Source organism: Streptomyces fructofermentans (genome assembly GCF_014651055.1).
In the GTDB taxonomy this organism is placed as follows: Bacteria; Actinomycetota; Actinomycetes; order Streptomycetales; family Streptomycetaceae; genus Streptomyces; species Streptomyces fructofermentans.
This window is the reverse complement of sequence record NZ_BMWD01000009.1, coordinates 76,792-95,358: the sequence shown is the minus strand read 5'-3', so window position 1 is coordinate 95,358 and position 18,567 is coordinate 76,792. Positions and strand designations below refer to the sequence as shown.

Here is an 18,567-nt window from a genome sequence, read left to right as displayed (position 1 = left end):
CGCTTCCGATGTTTACCCTTGGAATCCAAGGAAAAGTACCCCGGGTCGGATTCGAACCGACGCTGGATGGTGTTTGAGACCATTGCCTCTACCGCTGGGCTACCGGGGCCCCTTTGAAACCAAGGTCGACGGCGACCCGGCGTGCCCCCACCTTATCGCAGCTGGGTAGGCTCTTGTCAGCAGCACCCCGCCCTGAACGAGGAGCCCCCGTGACCGCCCCCGAGTCGCCCCAGCCCGTAGACGCGCCCGACGACGACAAGTCGCACGTGCCTCCGCTGACGACCCGTGTCGTCATCGCCGAGGACGAGGCGTTGATCCGTCTCGACCTCAAGGAGATGCTCGAGGAAGAGGGGTACACCGTCGTGGGCGAGGCCGGAGACGGCGAGCAGGCCGTCGAGCTGGCCCGCAAGCACCGCCCCGACCTGGTGATCCTCGACGTGAAGATGCCCAAGCTCGACGGCATCTCCGCGGCCGAGAAGATCGCGGAGGAGTCCATCGCCCCCGTGCTGATGCTGACCGCCTTCTCGCAGCGCGACCTCGTGGAGCGCGCGCGGGACGCGGGCGCGATGGCGTACCTGGTGAAGCCGTTCAGCAAGAGCGACGTGGTTCCGGCGATCGAGATGGCCGTGTCCCGCTTCACGGAACTCAAGACGCTGGAGAAGGAGATCGAGGATCTCACGCAGCGTCTGGAGACCCGCAAGCTCGTGGACCGCGCGAAGTCCGTGCTGCAGACCGAGTACGGCCTGACCGAGCCGGCGGCCTTCCGCTGGATCCAGAAGACGTCGATGGACCGCCGCATGTCGATGCAGCAGGTCGCCGAGGCGGTCATCCAGGACGCGGAGGAGAAGAAGGCGGCGAAGGGCTGAGCCCCGCGCGCACCCACGGCTGAGGCCCGCACCCCCTGACGGGTGCGGGCCTCAGCCGCGTACGGAGGGCGGGGACTCAGTCCTCGCCGAGGTACGCCTTGCGCACCGACTCGTCGTGCAGCAGGTCGCGGCCCGTGCCCGAGAGCACGATGGAGCCGACCTCCATGACGTGTCCGTGGTCGGCGAGCGAGAGCGCCGCCTGGGCGTTCTGCTCGACGAGCAGGATGGTGGTGCCCTGCGACTTGAGCTCGGCGATCGTCGCCATGATCTTCTGCATCATGATCGGCGAGAGGCCCATGGAGGGCTCGTCGAGCATGAGCAGCTTGGGCTTCGACATGAGCGCGCGGCCCATGGCGAGCATCTGCTGCTCGCCGCCGGAGAGGGTGCCGGCGGCCTGCTTGCGCCGTTCGCCGAGGATCGGGAACAGCTCGTAGGCCCGCTGGATGTCCTTCTCGATGCCCGCCTTGTCGCTGCGGAGGAAGGCGCCGAGGCGGAGGTTGTCCTCGATCGTCATGCGCGGGAAGATGTGCCGCCCCTCGGGGGAGTGGGCGAGTCCCAGCGAGACGATCTCGTGCGCCGGAGTCTTCTTCAGCGACTTGCCGTCGAACTTGATCTGGCCGCCGACCGGCTTGAGCAGTCCGGAGAGGGTGCGCAGCGTGGTGGTCTTGCCGGCGCCGTTGGTGCCGATGAGGGTGACGACCTGGCCGGCGTCGACCTTGAACGAGATGCCCTTGACGGCTTCGATCTTGCCGTAGGCGACCCGGAGGTCCTCGACTTCGAGCAGTGCGGTCATCGGTCGTTCTCCTTGCCGGGCGCGGAGTCCGTGGCGGCGGCCTGTGCTTCCGCGGCCTCGACCTCGGCGATCTCCTCGCTGCCGGGTGCGTCTTCGAAGGGCTCTCCGAGGTAGGCGGCGACGACGCGCTCGTCTCCCTGGACGGTGGCGCTGTCGCCCTCGACGAGCTTCTCGCCCTGGACGAGTACGGCGACGCGGTCGCAGAGGTTGAAGATGAACCGCATGTCGTGCTCGATGACGAGGACGGCGATGCCCTTGTCCCGGATGGCGAAGACCAGTTCCTCGGTGGCGCGGGTCTCCTGGGGGTTCATGCCGGCGGTGGGCTCGTCGAGGAGCAGGAGGCCGGGCTCGGAGGCCAGGGCTCGTGCGATCTCGAGCTTGCGCTGCTCGCCGTAGGGGAGGTTGCGGGCCAGGTGCTCGGCCTTGGCGTCCAGTCCGACGAATGCCAGGAGTTCCATGGCGCGTTCGCGGGAGGCGCGCTCGGCCCGGTGGAAGCCGGGGCCGCGCAGGAGCGCGGACCAGAGGCCTTCCTTGGTGCGGGTGTGCCGTCCGACGAGCACGTTCTCCAGGACCGTCATGTTGGCGAAGAGACGGATGTTCTGGAAGGTGCGGGCCACGCCGGCGGCGGTGACCTTGAAGGACTTGGGCGGCAGGACCTGGCCCTTGTAGCGGACCTCGCCCTCGGTGGGGATGTAGAGGCCGGTGAGGCAGTTGAAGAAGGTCGTCTTGCCGGCGCCGTTGGGGCCGATGAGTCCGACGATCTCTCCGCTGTTGACGGTGAGGTCGACGTTGTTGACCGCGGTGAGGCCGCCGAAGCGCATGGTGACGCCGCGGGCGTCGAGCACGGTCTCGCCGGGTGCGGTGGCGCCGGGGGCGGCGTCCTTGGTGGTGGTGTCGGTTGTCATCGTGATCAGGCCCCTGCCTTGCTGAGGACTGTGGGGGCTTCCGCCTCTTCGTGGAATTCGAGCTGGCGGCGCCGGTTCGGGATGAGGCCTTCCGGACGGAAGCGCATCAGGAGGACGAGCGCGAGGCCGAAGGCGAAGAGCTGGTAGTCGCCGAGGAACTGGAGCTTGGCGGGGATCAGGTAGAGCAGTGCGGCGCCGACGAGCGGTCCGCTGATGGTGCCCATGCCGCCGAGGACGACCGCTGCGAGCAGGAAGGCCGAGTTGGGCGGGACGACGTGCGCGAACTGGTACTGCTCCGGTGTCACGGTGTAGGTGACGTGTGCCTGGACGGACCCGGCGAGGCCGGCGAGGGCGGCGCCGAGGGCGAAGGCGATGAGCTTGACGCGGAAGCCGTTGATGCCCATGGCGAGCGCGGCGGTCTCGTCCTCGCGGATGGCGATCCAGGCGCGGCCGATGCGGGAGTCGCTGCTGCGCCGGAAGACCACGACGACGACCAGCGTGATGAGGAGCATCAGCAGGAAGTAGTTGGCGAAGCGCGCGATGGTGAAGCCGCCGAACGAGTGCTCCTGGCCGAAGTCGAACCCGAGGATGTTGAGGTTCGGGATCGAGGAGATGCCGTTGGAGCCGTTGGTGATGTCGGGTCCGGAGGTGCCGTCCATGTTGAGGACGGTGATGCGGAAGATCTCGCCGAAGCCGAGGGTGACGATGGCGAGGTAGTCGCCGCGCAGCCGCAGGGTGGGGGCGCCGATCAGTACGCCGAAGACCATGGCCACGGCGGCGCCGAGCAGGGCGGAGGCCCAGAACGGCAGCTGGAGGTCGAACGGCGAGGAGGGGGAGCCGGAGACCATGGCGGCCGTGTAGGCGCCGACGCCGAGGAAGGCGACGTATCCGAGGTCGAGCAGTCCGGCGAGGCCGACGACGATGTTGAGGCCGAGGGCGACGGTGGCGAAGATCAGGATGTAGACGCCGATGGTCGCGTACTGGTCGTCGGACTGGGTGAAGGGGAACGCGGCGGCGGCGGCGAACGCGCCGACCATGGTCACCGTGCGGTGCTTGGAGGTGAGCGCGGAGACCCGGTTCACGAGGCCGGCCTTGGCCGCGGCGGCGAAGCCGAAGCCCGCGGTGACCAGGAAGCCGACGAAGAGCTCGTCGTACTCGGTGCCGATGCCGTAGGTGAAGACGATCAGGCCGAGGGTGAGCGCGGCGACGATCACGAGGATCTCGGCGAAGGCGGGCAGCTCGCGGGCCGGCTTGCTGGTGCCGGCCGCGAAGGCGGCCTTGACGACGGTGCGCTGGTGCCGGGCCTTGTGGCGGAACTGCTCCCAGGAGGAGTCGTCCGGGTCGAAGGGGTCCGGGGCGGGGCGCTCGAAGGGCAGCGAGAGCGCGCCGAGCAGGGCGGTGAGGGTGGCGATGCCGGCGATCCAGCCGCCGGGCTCCAGGTTGGCGAGTCCGCCGAGCTGGGCGCTCATCGCGGCGATCGTGTACCAGGTGGTCGCGAAGGCGGCGAGTGCGGCGAGCTTGATGGCGCTGTCGGCGCCGGCCGGGGCGAGCCAGCGCAGGCCCTTGACGCCGTAGGAGGCGAGGCCGAAGAGCGCGGTGAGCGCTCCGCCGATGAGGACGAGGACCTGGAGGCCGCCCGGGTAGCCGTAGACGGTGAGGTCGCCGGGGAAGGCGGACGTCCACGTCCAGGCGAGGAAGGCGGAGACGACGGTGAGTACGCCGCCGCCGGTGGCCAGGGCGCGGCCGATGTGCGGCGGGATGGCGACGAGGCCGGTGTTGGCGCCCGCGGTGTCCTTGGCGGGCGTCTGGGGGGTGGTGGTCTGTGTTGTCATCGGTCTCACGCCCTGTCCGCGACGCGCTCGCCGAGCAGGCCCTGTGGCCTGAGGAGGAGCACGAGGATGAGGAGTACGAAGGCCCAGACGTTGGCCCAGGACTGGCCGCCGAGCTGGGACATGCCGGGGACGTCGGCGATGTAGGCGGTGGCCAGGGTCTCGGCGAGTCCGAGGACGACGCCGCCGATCATGGCTCCGTAGATGTTGCCGATGCCTCCGAGGACGGCGGCGGTGAAGGCCTTGAGGCCGAGGATGAAGCCCATGCGGAAGTCGATCTGGCCGTACTTGAGGCCGTAGGCGAGGCCTCCGACGGCGGCGAACGCGGCGCCGAGGGCGAACGCGACCACGATGATGCGGTCGGTGTTGATGCCCATGAGCTTGGCCGTGTCCGGGTCCTGCGCGGTGGCCTGCATGCCGCGTCCGGTCCTGGTCTTCATGACGAAGTAGGCGAGGATCGCCATGCTGATGGGGGCCGCGAGGAACAGGAAGATGTCACCGGTCTGGATGGTGACACTGCCGATGTGGAAGGGGCCGCCCTCGATCTGCGGGAAGGTGCGCGCAGACTTCGCGTTGGGGTACCAGGCCCATACCGCCTGCTGGAGGGCCAGGGAGAGGCCGATGGCGGTGATGAGGGGGGCGAGGCGGGGCGCGGTGCGCAGGGGGCGGTAGGCGAACCGTTCCGCTCCGACCGCGACGGTGACGGCGACGAAGACGGCGCCGACCAGCATGAGCGGCAGCGCTATCCACATGGTGGTGCCGTCGGGCAGTACGTACAGATAGACCGTGAGAGCGCCGAACGCCCCGGTCATGAAGATCTCGCCGTGGGCGAAGTTGATGAGCTGGACGATGCCATAGACCATCGTGTAGCCGATGGCGACCAGCCCGTACATGGATCCCAGTAGCAGGCCGTTGACCAGCTGCTGCGGCAGTTCGTTCACCGCATGTCCTCCGAGACGTTCGGATAGTCGAGGGGTGTGACCGGATGCGAGTCCGCGCGGGGCGCCTGTGGTGCGGCGCCCCGCGCGGCTCGTGGTGGTACGGGGTGTGGATCAGCCGGTGTAGGTACCGGACTCGATGGCCTTCCAGGTGCCACCCTCGACCGAGTACACGGTCAGCTGCTTGTTCGTGGCGTCGCCGAACTCGTCGAAGGAGACCTTGCCGGTCACACCGTCGAAGGAGACGTTCTGCGCGGCCGCGGTGACCTTGGCGCGGGCGTCGGACGGAAGCTTGCCGTCGTTGTCCTCGACGACCTTCTTCACGGCCTCGATGATCGCCCAGGCGGAGTCGTACGAGTAGCCGCCGTAGGCCTCGAAGGCCTCCTTGTAGCCCGCGGCCTTGTAGTTGGCGACGAACTCCTTGGCGGACGGCAGGTCCTCGACGGGCGCGCCGACCGAGGTGGCGAGGTCGCCGGTGCCGCTGGCGCCGGCGAGCTTGATGAAGTCGGCGCTGTAGATGCCGTCGCCGCCGACGACCGGGATCTTGGCCCCTGCGGCCTTGATCTGCTTGCTGAGCGGGCCGGCCTGCGGGTACTCGCCGCCGTAGTAGACGACGTCGGCGCCGGAGCTCTTGACCTTGGTCGCCACCGCGGAGAAGTCCTTGGTGTCGGGGTCGATGTGCTCGGTGCCCGCGATCTTGCCGCCGAGCTTCTTGAACTCGTCGGTGAAGGTGGCGGCCAGACCGGCGCCGTAGGTCTTCTTGTCGTCGATGACGAAGACCTTCTTCTTCTTCGCCTTGTTGAAGACGTACTGCGCGGCGAACGGGCCCTGGATGGCGTCCGTGGTCGCGGTGCGGAAGTACGACTTGTACGGACGCGCCTTGGTGCCGCCGTTCCACTCCGTGCCCTGGGTCAGGGCCGGGTTGGTGTTGGCGGGGGAGATCTCGAGGAGCTTGGCGTCGTCGAAGACCTTCTGCATGGACTCGGCCACGGAGGAGTTCAGCGGGCCGACGACACCGAGGACGTCCTTGTTGGCGACCAGGGTGGTGGCGTTGGCCTGGCCCGAGGAGGGCTGCGCCTGGTCGTCCTTGGCCTCGACCTTGAAGGTGACGCCGGGGACGGTCTTCTCCTTGTTCGCCGTCTTGGCGGCGAGGTCCACGGAGTTCTTGATACCGAGGCCCAGCGCGGAGAGGTCGCCGGTCAGGGGGGCGTCGACACCGATGACGACGGTGGTGCCGCCGCCGCCGGCGTCCGACCCGCCCTTGTCTTCGTCGCGCGATCCGCAGGCGGTGAGGGTGAGAGCTCCCGCCGCCAGCGCGGCGGTGATGGCGATGAGCGAACGTTGACGCACGATCAGCAGTCCTTTCCCTGGCACGGCCCTTCCTCGTGGAACGGGCCGAGTCGAGCGCTGGGCCGAAAAAGCTTCGAATCCGATGGCGCGGTGACTGGCCGTGACTCTAAGCGGGTGAAGGGAAGGTGGAGGAGAGTCTGACCCAGGCTGTGACGCTCTTGTTATGACACGAGGTAATGCAGAGCGGTACTCAGTGGGTGGATGGGCTGAATTCCGGCTGATTCGTCCTGTCCGCATAGTGAGAACCTGCAGGACGGGCCCTCGCCATTCCAGGAGTGTTCTACGGTTTTGGTCGTGACGATAACTCGTTGCTGCAGGCGACTTGAAGGGCTTCGGACAGGTCGTGCGCATATTGCTCGCCGAGGATGAAGCTGTGGTCCTGTATTGCGCGCGTATTACGCAGAGTTACTTCGAGGAAAGGAAGTCCGGCGTTTGACGGCACATTTGCGCATTCCGTGACATGCATCGTGACGACGATCTTGTGGCCGAAACCGGTCTTCGTGCGGAACGGCGTGCCTGGCAGCGAGGTCAGGGACAGTGCCGCGTAGGGCTGGGACACGCGCACGACGGTGACCGTGGGTCCTGAGCGGACGGTGATCCGGACCGCGAAGCTGAAGCTGCCGCTCCGGGCCCCCGCCGGCGGGGGCTCCACGCCCAGGTACGCGACGTCCACCACCTGGGACGGCAGCGGGTCCGGCGGCGGTGGCGGCTCCTCGGGCCGCGTCGCGAGGAGGTAGCCGCCGCCGGCGAGCAGTCCGACCGCCGACGCGGACGCGAGCACGGCCCTGCGGTGCCGGTCGTAGAACCTTTGCAGGCCGACGAGTCGACCGAGGCGGTCGAGTCGTCCGGAGGGGTCGAGTCGTCCGGAGTGGCCGAGGTGGCCGGAGGGCGGCGGGCCGGGCCGGCCCGTAACGGGGCCGGAGAGGTCGGGTCCCGTGGTGAGTTCGTGGGTGTTCTCGCCCGGCTCGACCGGTCCGACGCCGCTCAACTCCACGGCCCTCCCGTCGGGTTGCCGTCGCGGTACCGCCGCTCGCAGCGCTCGCGGGAGTCGTGGTCGATGAGCCGCAGCGCCGCCCGCGTCCCGGCGCGCCGCCGCTCGGACCGGGCGGCGTCCACGACGTCCATGAGGATCTCGTACTGCCCGTTGGACAGCCCCATCGACTGGTAGTCGCCGTACGTGCGGCTGTCCAGGACCTCGCGGGACCAGGACGCCACGAGCCGCGCGCACAGTTCCTCGGGGGATGTGGCGGTCGGTGACGAGGGGGAGTTCGGTGACGGTGACGACGGGGAGTTCGGGCGCGCGCCGGGCCGTGTTGTCCCCGGGGCGGGGTCCGTGCCGTGTCCGCCGGACGGCTCCCCGCACCCGGTGGCCGGGGCAACGCTCAGGAGCACCGCGCCCAGCACCGCCGCCCGCCAGGGGGCATGGCCCGTTCCCATGCCATGACGCTAAGCCGCCGAGTGCCCGGGATCAACGCCGTTGCGCACAAAGGGTGTTCCACGGCCGGGGCAGCGCTGCCGCCGCTTCGGGCTGCGGGCTTCGGGCGGTGGGGCGGACGCGTGGGCCGAGCCGCCGCGGGCGGTGTCCGGCCCACGGCGGCGGCCCCTCGCTCCGGTGCCGGGTGCCGGCCCGGGTCAGCCCGCCGCGGCGGCCCGGCGGGCGTCGTCCGGGTTCACCTCGCGCAGCATGCAGGTCAGGCGGGCGCTGCACACCCGCCGCCCGTCCTCGTCGCTGATCACGATCTCGTACGTGGCGGTGGAGCGGCCCCGGTGCACGGGGGTGGCCACGCCCGTGACCAGGCCGGAGCGCGCGCCCCGGTGGTGGGTGCAGTTCAGGTCGACGCCGACGGCGATCTTGGACGTGCCGCCGTGCAGCATGGCGCCGACGGAGCCGAGGGTCTCGGCCAGCACCGCGGAGGCGCCGCCGTGCAGGAGCCCGTACGGCTGGGTGTTGCCCTCGACCGGCATGGTGCCCACGACGCGGTCCGCCGAGGCCTCGACGATCTGGACGCCCATGCGGGTGCCGAGGTGTCCGGCGGAGAACATCGCCGCCAGGTCCACACCCAGCGCCGAGTACTCGTCGATGACCTCCTGCGGGAACTTCACGTGGTGCTGCTCGCCCATGGGGTCCGGCTCCTTCGTCGTCGATCCGATACTGCCTAAGCGAACGCTCAGTCGGTACCCGATTGTTCCAGACGGACGACGACGGACTTGCTGGCGGGCGTGTTGCTGGTGTCGGCGGTGGCGTCGAGCGGCACCAGGACGTTCGTCTCGGGGTAGTAGGCGGCGGCGCAGCCCCGGGCCGTCGGGTAGTGCACGACCCGGAAGCCGGGCGCGCGCCGCTCCACGCCGTCCTTCCACTCGCTGACCAGGTCGGTGTACGTGCCGTCCGCGAGGCCCAGCTCGCGGGCGTCCTCGGGGTTCACGAGGACGACCCGGCGGCCGTTCCTGATGCCCCGGTAGCGGTCGTCCAGCCCGTAGATCGTGGTGTTGTACTGGTCGTGCGAGCGCAGGGTCTGGAGCAGCAGCCGACCCTCGGGGAGCCTCGGGTACTCCACGGGCGCGGCGGTGAAGTTGGCCTTTCCGGTGGCCGTGGGGAAGCGCCGCTCGTCGCGCGGGGCGTGCGGGAGGGCGAAGCCCGCGGGGTTCGCGACGCGCGCGTTGAAGTCCTCGAAGCCCGGAACGACCCGCGCGACGCGGTCGCGGACGGTCGCGTAGTCCTTCTCGAACTCCTCCCAGGGTGTGCGGGAGGCCTCGCCGAGGACGCGGCGCGCGAGGCGGCACACGATCGCCGGCTCGGACAGCAGGTGCTCGCTCGCGGGCTCCAGGCGGCCGCGCGACGCGTGGACCATGCCCATCGAGTCCTCGACGGTCACGAACTGCTCGCCGGAGCCCTGGAGGTCGCGCTCGGTGCGGCCGAGCGTGGGCAGGATCAGGGCGCGCGCGCCGGTCACGGCGTGCGAGCGGTTCAGCTTCGTCGACACGTGCACGGTCAGTCGGGCGCGGCGCATGGCGGCTTCGGTGACCTCGGTGTCGGGCGAGGCCGAGACGAAGTTGCCGCCCATCGCGAAGAAGACCTTGGCCTTGTCGTCGCGCATGGCGCGGATGGCCCGCACGACGTCGTAGCCGTGTCCGCGCGGCGGTGCGAAGCCGAACTCCTTCTCCAACGCGTCCAGGAACGCGGGCGCGGGGCGCTCGAAAATGCCCATCGTGCGGTCGCCCTGCACGTTGGAGTGGCCGCGGACGGGGCACACGCCGGCGCCCGGGCGCCCGATGTTGCCGCGCAGCAGGAGGAAGTTGACGACCTCGCGGATGGTGGGCACGGAGTGCTTGTGCTGGGTGAGGCCCATGGCCCAGCAGACGATGGTGCGCTCCGAGGCGAGGACCATCCGCAGGGCCTCGTCGATCTGCGAGCGGGTGAGGCCGGTCGCGGTGAGCGTCTCGTCCCAGTCGGCGGCGCGGGCGGCCTCGGTGAACTCCTCGTAGCCGTGGGTGTGTTCGGCCACGAAGGCCTCGTCGACGGCGCCCTCCGTCTCCAGGATCAGCTTGTTCAGGAGCCGGAAGAGGGCCTGGTCGCCGCCGATGCGGATCTGCAGGAACAGATCGGTGAGCGCGGCGCCCTTCAGCATGCCCTGCGCGGTCTGCGGGTTCTTGAAGCGCTCCATGCCCGCCTCGGGGAGCGGGTTCACGGTGATGATCTTCGCGCCGTTCGCCTTCGCCTTCTCCAGGGCGGAGAGCATGCGCGGGTGGTTCGTGCCCGGGTTCTGTCCGGCGACGACGATCAGGTCTGCCCGGTAGAGGTCCTCCAGCAGGACGCTGCCCTTGCCGACGCCGATGGTCTCGTTGAGGGCGGAACCGGAGGACTCGTGGCACATGTTGGAGCAGTCCGGCAGGTTGTTCGTGCCGAACTCGCGGGCGAACAGCTGGTACAGGAACGCCGCCTCGTTGCTGGTGCGGCCCGAGGTGTAGAAGAGCGCCTCGTCGGGGGAGTCGAGGGAGGTGAGCTCCTCGGCGACGATGTCGAACGCGCGCTCCCAGGACACCGCCTCGTAGTGGTCCGCCCCCTCGGCGAGGTACATGGGTCGGGTGAGGCGGCCCTGCTGGCCGAGCCAGTAGCCGCTGCGGTTCGCGAGGTCGGAGACGGGGTGCGCGGCGAAGAAGTCCGGCGTCACGCGGCGCAGGGTGGCCTCCTCCGCGACCGCCTTGGCGCCGTTCTCGCAGAACTCCGCGGTGTGCCGGTGCTCGGGCTCGGGCCAGGCGCAGCCAGGGCAGTCGAAGCCGTCCTTCTGATTGACGCGCAGCAGCGTGAGCGCGGTGCGGCGCACGCCCATCTGCTGCTGCGCGTGGCGCAGGGTGTGCCCGATCGCGGGCAGTCCGGCCGCGGTGTGCTTCGGACCGGCGACCTGCGGCGCGTCCTGGACGGGATCACTCTGGGGCGGCTTGCCGGCCATCTCTGCCTCCTCTTCGGGCGTGTGTGAGGTACGTCTCCGATCCTCCCACGTGGCTGTGACGACGATCGTGCCGCGGTGGACGCCGGGGCGGCCCGCGGGGGGCGGGGCGGGGCCGAGTGTCAGTGCGGCGTGGCAGGATCGGTGTCGTGGCAGATTCAGCATCGAAGAAGACCGAGAAGACCTCCGGCGGCGGACGCCCGCGGCTGATGCTCATGGACGGGCATTCGCTGGCGTACCGAGCGTTCTTCGCGCTGCCCGCGGAGAACTTCACGACGGCGACGGGCCAGCCGACCAACGCGATCTACGGCTTCGCGTCGATGCTCGCCAACACGCTGCGCGACGAGGCGCCCACGCACTTCGCGGTGGCGTTCGACGTGTCGCGCAAGACCTGGCGCTCCGAGGAGTTCACCGAGTACAAGGCGAACCGCTCGAAGACGCCGGACGAGTTCAAGGGGCAGGTCGAGCTGATCGGCGAGCTCCTCGACGCGATGCACGCGGACCGCTTCGCCGTCGACGGCTTCGAGGCGGACGACGTCATCGCGACGCTCGCCACCCAGGCCGAGGCCGAGGGCTTCGAGGTGCTGATCGTCACCGGGGACCGCGACTCGTTCCAGCTCGTCAGCGAGCACACGACGGTGCTGTACCCGACGAAGGGCGTCTCCGAGCTGACCCGGTTCACTCCGGAGAAGGTCTTCGAGAAGTACGGGTTGACGCCCGCGCAGTACCCCGACTTCGCGGCCCTGCGCGGCGACCCGTCGGACAACCTCCCGGGCATCCCCGGTGTCGGCGAGAAGACCGCCGCGAAGTGGATCAACCAGTTCGGTTCGTTCGCGGAGCTGGTCGAGCGCGCCGACGAGGTCAAGGGCAAGGCCGGCCAGAACTTCCGCGACCATCTGGAGGCGGTCAAGCTCAACCGCCGCCTCACGGAGATGGTCCGTGACGTCGAACTGCCGAAGGCGGTCCCGGACCTGGAGCGCGCCGCGTACGACCGCACGGCCGTCGCGATGGTCCTGGACACCCTGGAGATCCGCAATCCCTCGCTGCGCGAGCGGCTGCTCGCCGTCGACCCCGGAGCGGAGGAGGCCGAGCCGGCCCCCGCGGCCGCGGCCGGTGTCGCGGTGGACGGCGCGGTCCTCGGCACGGGCGAGCTGGCCCCGTGGCTCGCCGAGCACGGCACGGCGGTCCTCGGCCTGACCACGGTCGGCACCTGGGCGCTCGGCACGGGCTCGGTCGCGGAGGTCGCGCTGGCCTCGGCCGACGGCGCCGCCGCCTGGTTCGAGCCGACCCGGCTCGACGAGGCCGACGAGAACGCGTTCGCGGGATGGCTCGCCGACCCGGGCAGGCCGAAGGTCCTGCACAACGCCAAGAGCGTGATGCGGGTCTTCGCCGAGCACGGCTGGAGCGTCGACGGCATCTCCATGGACACCGCGCTCGCCGCCTACCTGGTCAAGCCCGGCCGGCGCTCCTTCGACCTGGACGCGCTGTCCCTGGAGTACCTCGGCCGCGAACTGGCCCCGGCCGCCGCGGCCGACGGGCAGCTCGCGTTCGGCGCGGACGAGGGCGCCGAGGCCGACGCGATGATGGTGCAGGCCCGGGCGGTCCTGGACCTCGGCGAGGCCTTCGGCGAGCGGCTGCCGGAGGTCGGCGCGGCCGACCTGCTGCGCGACATGGAGCTGCCGACGTCGACGCTGCTGGCCCGTCTGGAGCGGCACGGCATCGCCGCGGACAGGGCCCACCTGGAGGCCATGGAGCAGATGTTCGCGGGCGCGGTGCAGCAGGCGGTGAAGGAGGCGCACGCGGCGGCGGGCCACGAGTTCAACCTCGGCTCGCCCAAGCAGCTGCAGGAGGTCCTCTTCGGTGAGCTGGGCCTGCCCAGGACGAAGAAGACGAAGACGGGCTACACGACGGACGCCGACGCCCTGGCCTGGCTCGCCGCGCAGACCGACAACGAACTGCCGGTCATCATGCTCCGGCACCGCGAGCAGGCGAAGCTGCGCGTGACCGTCGAGGGCCTGATCAAGACGATCGCCGCGGACGGCCGCATCCACACCACCTTCAACCAGACGGTGGCCGCGACGGGCCGCCTGTCGTCCGTGGACCCGAACCTGCAGAACATCCCGGTCCGCACCGAGGAGGGCCGCGCCATCCGCCGCGGCTTCGTGGTCGGCGAGGGCTACGAGTCCCTCATGACCGCCGACTACAGCCAGATCGAGCTGCGGGTGATGGCCCACCTCTCCGAGGACGAGGGGCTGCTGGAGGCGTTCACCTCGGGCGAGGACCTGCACACCACCGTCGCCTCGCAGGTCTTCTCGGTCGAGCGCTCCGCAGTCGACGCGGAGATGCGCCGCAAGATCAAGGCCATGTCGTACGGGCTCGCCTACGGGCTGTCCGCCTTCGGTCTGTCGCAGCAGCTGAACATCGAGGCCGGCGAGGCCCGGGCGCTGATGGACACGTACTTCGAGCGCTTCGGCGGCGTACGCGACTATCTGCGCCGCGTGGTCGACGAGGCGCGGGCGACGGGCTACACGGAGACCCTGTTCGGCCGTCGCCGCTACCTGCCCGACCTCAACAGCGACAACCGCCAGCGCCGCGAGACGGCCGAGCGCATGGCGCTGAACGCGCCGATCCAGGGCACGGCGGCCGACATCGTCAAGATCGCCATGCTGAACGTCGACCGGGCCCTCCGGGAAGCCGGCCTCACCTCCCGCATGCTCCTCCAGGTCCACGACGAAATCGTCCTGGAGATCGCCCCGGGCGAGCGCGAGCGCACGGAGGAACTCGTCCGGCGCGAGATGGCCGGAGCCGTCCGGTTGCGCGCCCCGCTCGACGTGTCCGTCGGCTCAGGGGCGGACTGGGAGTCGGCGGCCCACTGACGCCGGCCTCTCCCGGGGTCCCGGCCCCGGGGGACCGGCACGTGGTGCCGGACGCGGCGCGCCCTCGTGGCGCGGCACGGCTCCGCTGCGGGCTGCGGTTTCCGCCGTACGGGTGCCCGCCCGCGGCGCGCCCCGCCGGCGGGGTCGCGGGGCCGGGTAGTCGGCCCCGGGCGGGGTGCGCGCGGGTGGTCCGGTTGCACGGTGAGGTGCTGTGCCCGTGGGTGGGCGGTCGCCGGCTGTCGTCGCCCGCCCGCCGGCCCTCCGGGGACGGGGGGCGGGGCTCGAACCTGCGGCGACCGGTGTCCGGCCACCAGCGGGCCTCCGCCCGAGGGAGGCCCGCGACGGGCAGGGCCGCGGGCCGCGGGCTCGTTGCCCGCGATGCTCCATGGCTTCCCGTCGGGCCGCTGCCCCTGCTGCCCGCCGCCCGGCAGGTCTGCTCGCCCGGCCCGGGACCTTCCCGACGTGGCGGGTCCGTCTGCCGCCGCTCCCAGGCGCCCGGCAGTTCTCGCCGCACGGCCCGGTCGCCCCGCTGTGGCGGGGCCGTCACTCGCGTGGCCCCCGACCGGGAGCCACCCGCCGGGCACGCCCCCAGGATGCGGACATGGGTCCTCACATACGGCAGATACGGCGTGCGCGGTCAGCGCGCCGCAACCGGCACGCGAGGTACGTACGCGACTGTCGCACGGCACTCGTCGCGGCCCTCGCCTCGGCGCTCCTCGGCCCGGCACCCGCCGCCTCGGCCAGCGCGGCCAGCCCGAGAATCCCGACCGGTACGACCAGAAGGCGCGTCCCGGTCGGTCCCACCGCCTGGCAGGCACCGGTGGACACCGCGGACCGTTTCGCCCCGATCGACATCCCCGTCTGCCACGCCCCGCACCCCGGCGACCCGGCCGCGAGGCTGGCCCGCGACATCCGGGCGGCCATGTCCGCCGAGGACGGCACGATCTCGGTCGCGCTGCGCGACGACGCCGGGCCCAGTTGTGAGCTGGCCGCCGAGCGGCAGGACGACTCCTCCGGTCCCGCCGGGACACTCGTCGGCGAAGGGCTGCTGTGGCGGGTCGGGCACCTGGGTCGCAGGCTCACCGGCCGGGCGACCGCGTACCCGCGCCCCACGATCGCCGGCGCCGACGACGAGACGGTCTGGCGGCTGTGGGCGGACCTGGCGCACAGCTACCTGAGCGGTTTCCTCGCCGCCGTCCGTACCCGGGCCGCCACCTTCGGGCCGGGCGGCCACCGGACACTCGCCAGCAGCACCGGCGCCGACCGGCTGCGCCTGGGGACACCCTGAGGAACGTTCCGCCGCGTAGTCCCGCCCGCACGCCGGCGCCCGATGCGAGCCACCAGCCGTGGACGGGCACCAGCCGGTGACGGCCATCGGTCGTGGCCGTCACCGGTCGTGAACCGTGACAGGCGGTAGCCGTGACCGGTCGTGAACCGTGACGGGTCGTGCACCGCCACCGGTCGTGCACCGACTGCGAGCCGCCGCTCGCGGGCACTGACCCGCGGGTCGCGTCGCAAGGTGCGGTTCACCGGATGCCTGCCGCGAGCCGCGAGCCGTGCTCAGGCGCCCCTGAACGCAGATCCCGTAAGGGGCGCCCCGAGCGCCGCCCCGCCTCCGATCAGCGTGCGGACGGCCGGCTCGGTTCCGCGTGGGGCATCGCCGGGGCGGGCGCGGGTGGAGAGGGGCGACGCAACCTGACCGCGACGGCGTAGACCGCGAGGCCGACGGCCAGACCCGCACCCGCCCCGAAGCACACGGTGGGGATCAGCTCCCAGGGCTTGGCCCTCGCGCCCCAGTACTCCCACCAGTGCACCGCCCGCTGCACCGCCGCCACAGCGGCACAGCCACCGAGCAAGGCGGCGGCGAGCCACCGGTCCCGGCGCGAGAGCACCGGCACGCCCACCGGTTCCGCGGCGTGCTGCCGTCGCAGGGCGACGACCGCGAAGGCCGCGATCACCACGGCGGCCACCGCGGAACCCCCGTACTGCAGGTACCAGTACAGCGGCGAGCCCGCGATCTCCCGGCCGAGTACAGGGAAGATCCGCATGCCCCACCGGTCGAGATGCGTGAACGCGTCCCACACCACGTGGGTCAGCGCGCCGAGCACGGCGGACACGTACCACCACAGTGCCGCCGACGGCCGGATCGGCGCCCGCGGGGCCCCGCAGCGCACCAGCGCCCCGACGCGTCCCTGACGGTTCCGCGGCAGCAGTGCCACCAGCGGTTCGCGCAGTACCAGCCACGCGCCCACGAGCGTCCACGCGATGAGCACGTCGACCGTCAGCACTCCGGGGAACGAGTGCGTGACATCGCCGAACCCCATGGCGGCGGGCAGCGCGCTCGCCGCGTAGTAGGTCGTGTCGGGCGCGAACGATCCGGCCAGCAGGACCGCCGGCACCAGTCGGCCCCGGCCGGTGCCGTCGGTGCGCATCGCGGGCAGCACGGCGGCGGCGTGGCTGAGTGTGAACGGCAACTGGTCTCCCGGTGAACGATGTTGACCGCCCCGCGGTCTGATCACTCCTTGATCGGTGACGCCCAGTATGCGGGAGGACGGCGGCATGGCCCGCGTTCGCCCGGGCAGGAGAACGCGATGTGGCCAACCGGTGAAAACCGGGCACGAACAGGTGTCTGCGCGGCGGAAGTTGTCGTAGGGTCGCCTGGGTTGCCGCGCTGGGGAGTGCGGTCTGACAACAGGAGAACGCGCGGAGCGCGAGAAGATCGTCCACGGGAGGGGTTCACTCAATGGCGGCGCAATTCGGCAGGCGGGTCGTCAAGGGGGCCGCGACCACCGCCGTGGCCGCGGTCGCGGTGGCGGCCCTTTCCGCGTCCCAGGCCCCCGGAGTGACCGACACCGCGCAGGGCAGACAGAGCACCGGCTCCCAGTCGTCGGGCGACGCGAGCGACAGCGCTACCGGCAACTCGCCGTACTACACGGACCTTCCGCCGCTCAACAGCCCCACCGCGACGCCCAGTGCGGGCACGGGTTCAGGCACCCCCGACGCCTCCACGGGCGACACGGAGGGCGGCATCCCGGCGACCGTGCTCGACGCGTACAAGAAGGCCGAGGCGGCGCTGCGGGAGTCGAAGCCGGGCTGCAACCTGCCCTGGCAGCTCCTCGCCGCGATCGGCAAGGTCGAGTCGGGCCAGGCGCGCGGCGGCCGGGTCGACGCCGACGGCACCACGCTCTCCCCGATCCTCGGCCCGGTCCTCAACGGCAACGGCTTCGCGCGGATCACCGACACCGACGACGGCGCGTACGACGGGGACACCACCCACGACCGCGCCGTCGGACCGATGCAGTTCATCCCCTCCACCTGGGCGTGGTCCGGCCGCGACGGCAACGGCGACGGCAAGAAGGACCCCAACAACATCTACGACGCGGCCCTCGCCGCGGGCGGCTACCTGTGCCGGTTCGGCTGGGACCTGTCGACCCGCGAGGACCTGCACAAGGCGATCCTCAGCTACAACCACTCGACGGAGTACCTCAACACGGTCCTGACGTGGCTGGAGTACTACCGAAAGGGCGTCCACGAGGTGCCCGACGGCACCGGCACGCTGCCCACGGACCGCAGCGACGACGGCGCCGGGGCGAGCCCCGATTCCACGCCGCCCGCCTCCCGGCCGCCCGGTGGCGGCACCCCGACGCCGAAGCCGCCCGCCACGCCGAAGCCGCCCGCGACGCCCAAGCCGCCCGCCACGCCGAAGCCGCCGGCGACGCCCGACCCCACGCCCACCGAGACGGTGGACCACCTGGAGGACGCGGGCACCGGGAAGCTCACCGCGACCGCGGGCGACACCTTCGGCGAGAAGATCACGGCCCGCACCGAGACCGAGGCGGGCAAGGCCGTCGGGAAGGTCCGCGTCCGGTTCACGATCATCGGTGACACCGACGCCGCCTTCACGGGCGGGGAGAAGGTCGCCACGGTCGTCACCAAGACCACCGGCGTGGCCACCGCGCCCGCCCTCCAGGCCGGTGAGAAGACCGGCGGCTTCACGGTCCGCGTCACCGTCGTGGGACGCACCCTGCCCGGGCTCGACTACACCGCCACCGTCACCGCGCGCCAGGCCGACGCCCTCGTCCGCACCGGCGACGCGCCCCTGACCTGCGTCCCGGGCGGCGAGTTCGCGGAACGCGTCGAGGTGAAGGCCACCTACAAGGACGCCGTCGCGGACGGCGTCGAGGCCACCGCCACCCTCGTCAAGGCCGCCGACGACGCCACCGAGAACGACAAGGGCCCCTACTTCAAGGGCGCCGACGACAAGCCCGTACGCACCCTCACCGGCCTCACCACCGACAAGGACGGCCTGCTGAAGCTGCCGGAGCTGTACGCCGACGACACCGCCGGCACGTACCTGCTGCGCATCACCACCAGCGGCGGCGCCACCCTCACCGTCGAACTCACGGTCGCGGCCGCCGGGTCCTGACCCGCGCACACGTCCGAAGGCGGGCCCTGCTCCTTCGGGGCGACCCGTCCCCCTGCGGGCCCCTCCCACACCGGGAGGGGCCCGCAGTGCGTGTGCGACGTGTTCTCATCTCGCCCGCCCGTTGCTACGGTGCCCGACC

14 protein-coding genes and 1 tRNA gene are annotated in these 18,567 nt (G+C 71.3%); 4 read left to right on the top strand and 11 right to left on the bottom strand.

Going from position 1 to position 18,567, the window contains the following annotated elements:
* Window positions 1-36: 36 nt before the first annotated feature.
* Window positions 37-109, bottom strand: a tRNA-Leu gene (locus IE265_RS15085).
* A 100-nt stretch (window positions 110-209) separates the two neighbouring features.
* On the opposite strand from IE265_RS15085, the gene IE265_RS15080 reads away from it, so the two are divergent.
* Complete coding sequence (locus tag IE265_RS15080; RefSeq protein ID WP_190036054.1) at window positions 210-866, top strand: ANTAR domain-containing response regulator; 657 nt, start codon at window positions 210-212, stop codon at window positions 864-866.
* A gap of 76 nt (window positions 867-942) precedes the next feature.
* Here the strand turns inward: IE265_RS15080 and IE265_RS15075 are convergent, their stop codons facing one another.
* The 9 genes from IE265_RS15075 to IE265_RS15035 form a co-directional block, all read right to left on the bottom strand.
* Window positions 943-1,659 carry an ABC transporter ATP-binding protein gene (locus IE265_RS15075; RefSeq protein WP_190036053.1) on the bottom strand — a complete coding sequence of 239 codons (717 nt, stop codon included), beginning with the start codon at window positions 1,657-1,659 and terminating at the stop codon, window positions 943-945.
* A complete protein-coding gene (locus tag IE265_RS15070) occupies window positions 1,656-2,564 on the bottom strand; it encodes an ABC transporter ATP-binding protein (protein WP_190036052.1) in 909 nt (302 codons plus the stop codon). The genes IE265_RS15075 and IE265_RS15070 overlap by 4 nt, the downstream gene beginning before the upstream one ends.
* Before the next feature lie 5 nt (window positions 2,565-2,569).
* Entirely contained in the window at window positions 2,570-4,396 is a 1,827-nt protein-coding gene (locus IE265_RS15065) for a branched-chain amino acid ABC transporter permease (RefSeq protein WP_190036051.1), read from the bottom strand.
* Between the two features lie 5 nt (window positions 4,397-4,401).
* Window positions 4,402-5,334 (bottom strand): branched-chain amino acid ABC transporter permease, encoded by a 933-nt coding sequence (locus IE265_RS15060; protein WP_190036050.1) that lies wholly within the window; start codon window positions 5,332-5,334, stop codon window positions 4,402-4,404.
* A gap of 111 nt (window positions 5,335-5,445) precedes the next feature.
* Entirely contained in the window at window positions 5,446-6,681 is a 1,236-nt protein-coding gene (locus IE265_RS15055) for a branched-chain amino acid ABC transporter substrate-binding protein (RefSeq protein ID WP_190036205.1), read from the bottom strand.
* A gap of 280 nt (window positions 6,682-6,961) precedes the next feature.
* Window positions 6,962-7,669: a Tat pathway signal sequence domain protein gene (locus IE265_RS15050; protein ID WP_190036204.1), complete on the bottom strand. Its 708-nt coding sequence runs from the start codon at window positions 7,667-7,669 to the stop codon at window positions 6,962-6,964.
* Window positions 7,666-8,118, bottom strand: a complete 453-nt coding sequence (locus tag IE265_RS15045; protein WP_190036049.1) for a hypothetical protein — start codon at window positions 8,116-8,118, stop codon at window positions 7,666-7,668. Before IE265_RS15045 ends, IE265_RS15050 begins: the two co-directional genes overlap by 4 nt.
* A gap of 195 nt (window positions 8,119-8,313) precedes the next feature.
* Window positions 8,314-8,802: a PaaI family thioesterase gene (locus IE265_RS15040; protein ID WP_190036048.1), complete on the bottom strand. Its 489-nt coding sequence runs from the start codon at window positions 8,800-8,802 to the stop codon at window positions 8,314-8,316.
* A gap of 47 nt (window positions 8,803-8,849) precedes the next feature.
* Window positions 8,850-11,129, bottom strand: a complete 2,280-nt coding sequence (locus IE265_RS15035; protein WP_190036047.1) for an FdhF/YdeP family oxidoreductase — start codon at window positions 11,127-11,129, stop codon at window positions 8,850-8,852.
* Between the two features lie 146 nt (window positions 11,130-11,275).
* On the opposite strand from IE265_RS15035, the gene polA reads away from it, so the two are divergent.
* Both polA and IE265_RS15025 read left to right on the top strand, forming a co-directional pair.
* A complete protein-coding gene (gene polA / locus IE265_RS15030) occupies window positions 11,276-14,002 on the top strand; it encodes a DNA polymerase I (RefSeq protein WP_190036046.1) in 2,727 nt (908 codons plus the stop codon).
* 601 nt (window positions 14,003-14,603) lie between these two features.
* On the top strand, window positions 14,604-15,290 hold the full coding sequence (locus IE265_RS15025) for a hypothetical protein (protein ID WP_190036045.1): 687 nt from the start codon (window positions 14,604-14,606) through the stop codon (window positions 15,288-15,290).
* 331 nt (window positions 15,291-15,621) lie between these two features.
* Here the strand turns inward: IE265_RS15025 and IE265_RS15020 are convergent, their stop codons facing one another.
* Window positions 15,622-16,476 (bottom strand): DUF4184 family protein, encoded by an 855-nt coding sequence (locus tag IE265_RS15020; protein ID WP_190036044.1) that lies wholly within the window; start codon window positions 16,474-16,476, stop codon window positions 15,622-15,624.
* A gap of 269 nt (window positions 16,477-16,745) precedes the next feature.
* Between IE265_RS15020 and IE265_RS15015 the strand changes: the two genes are divergently transcribed.
* Window positions 16,746-18,428, top strand: a complete 1,683-nt coding sequence (locus tag IE265_RS15015) for a lytic transglycosylase domain-containing protein (protein ID WP_190036043.1) — start codon at window positions 16,746-16,748, stop codon at window positions 18,426-18,428.
* The last annotated feature ends 139 nt before the right edge of the window (window positions 18,429-18,567 follow it).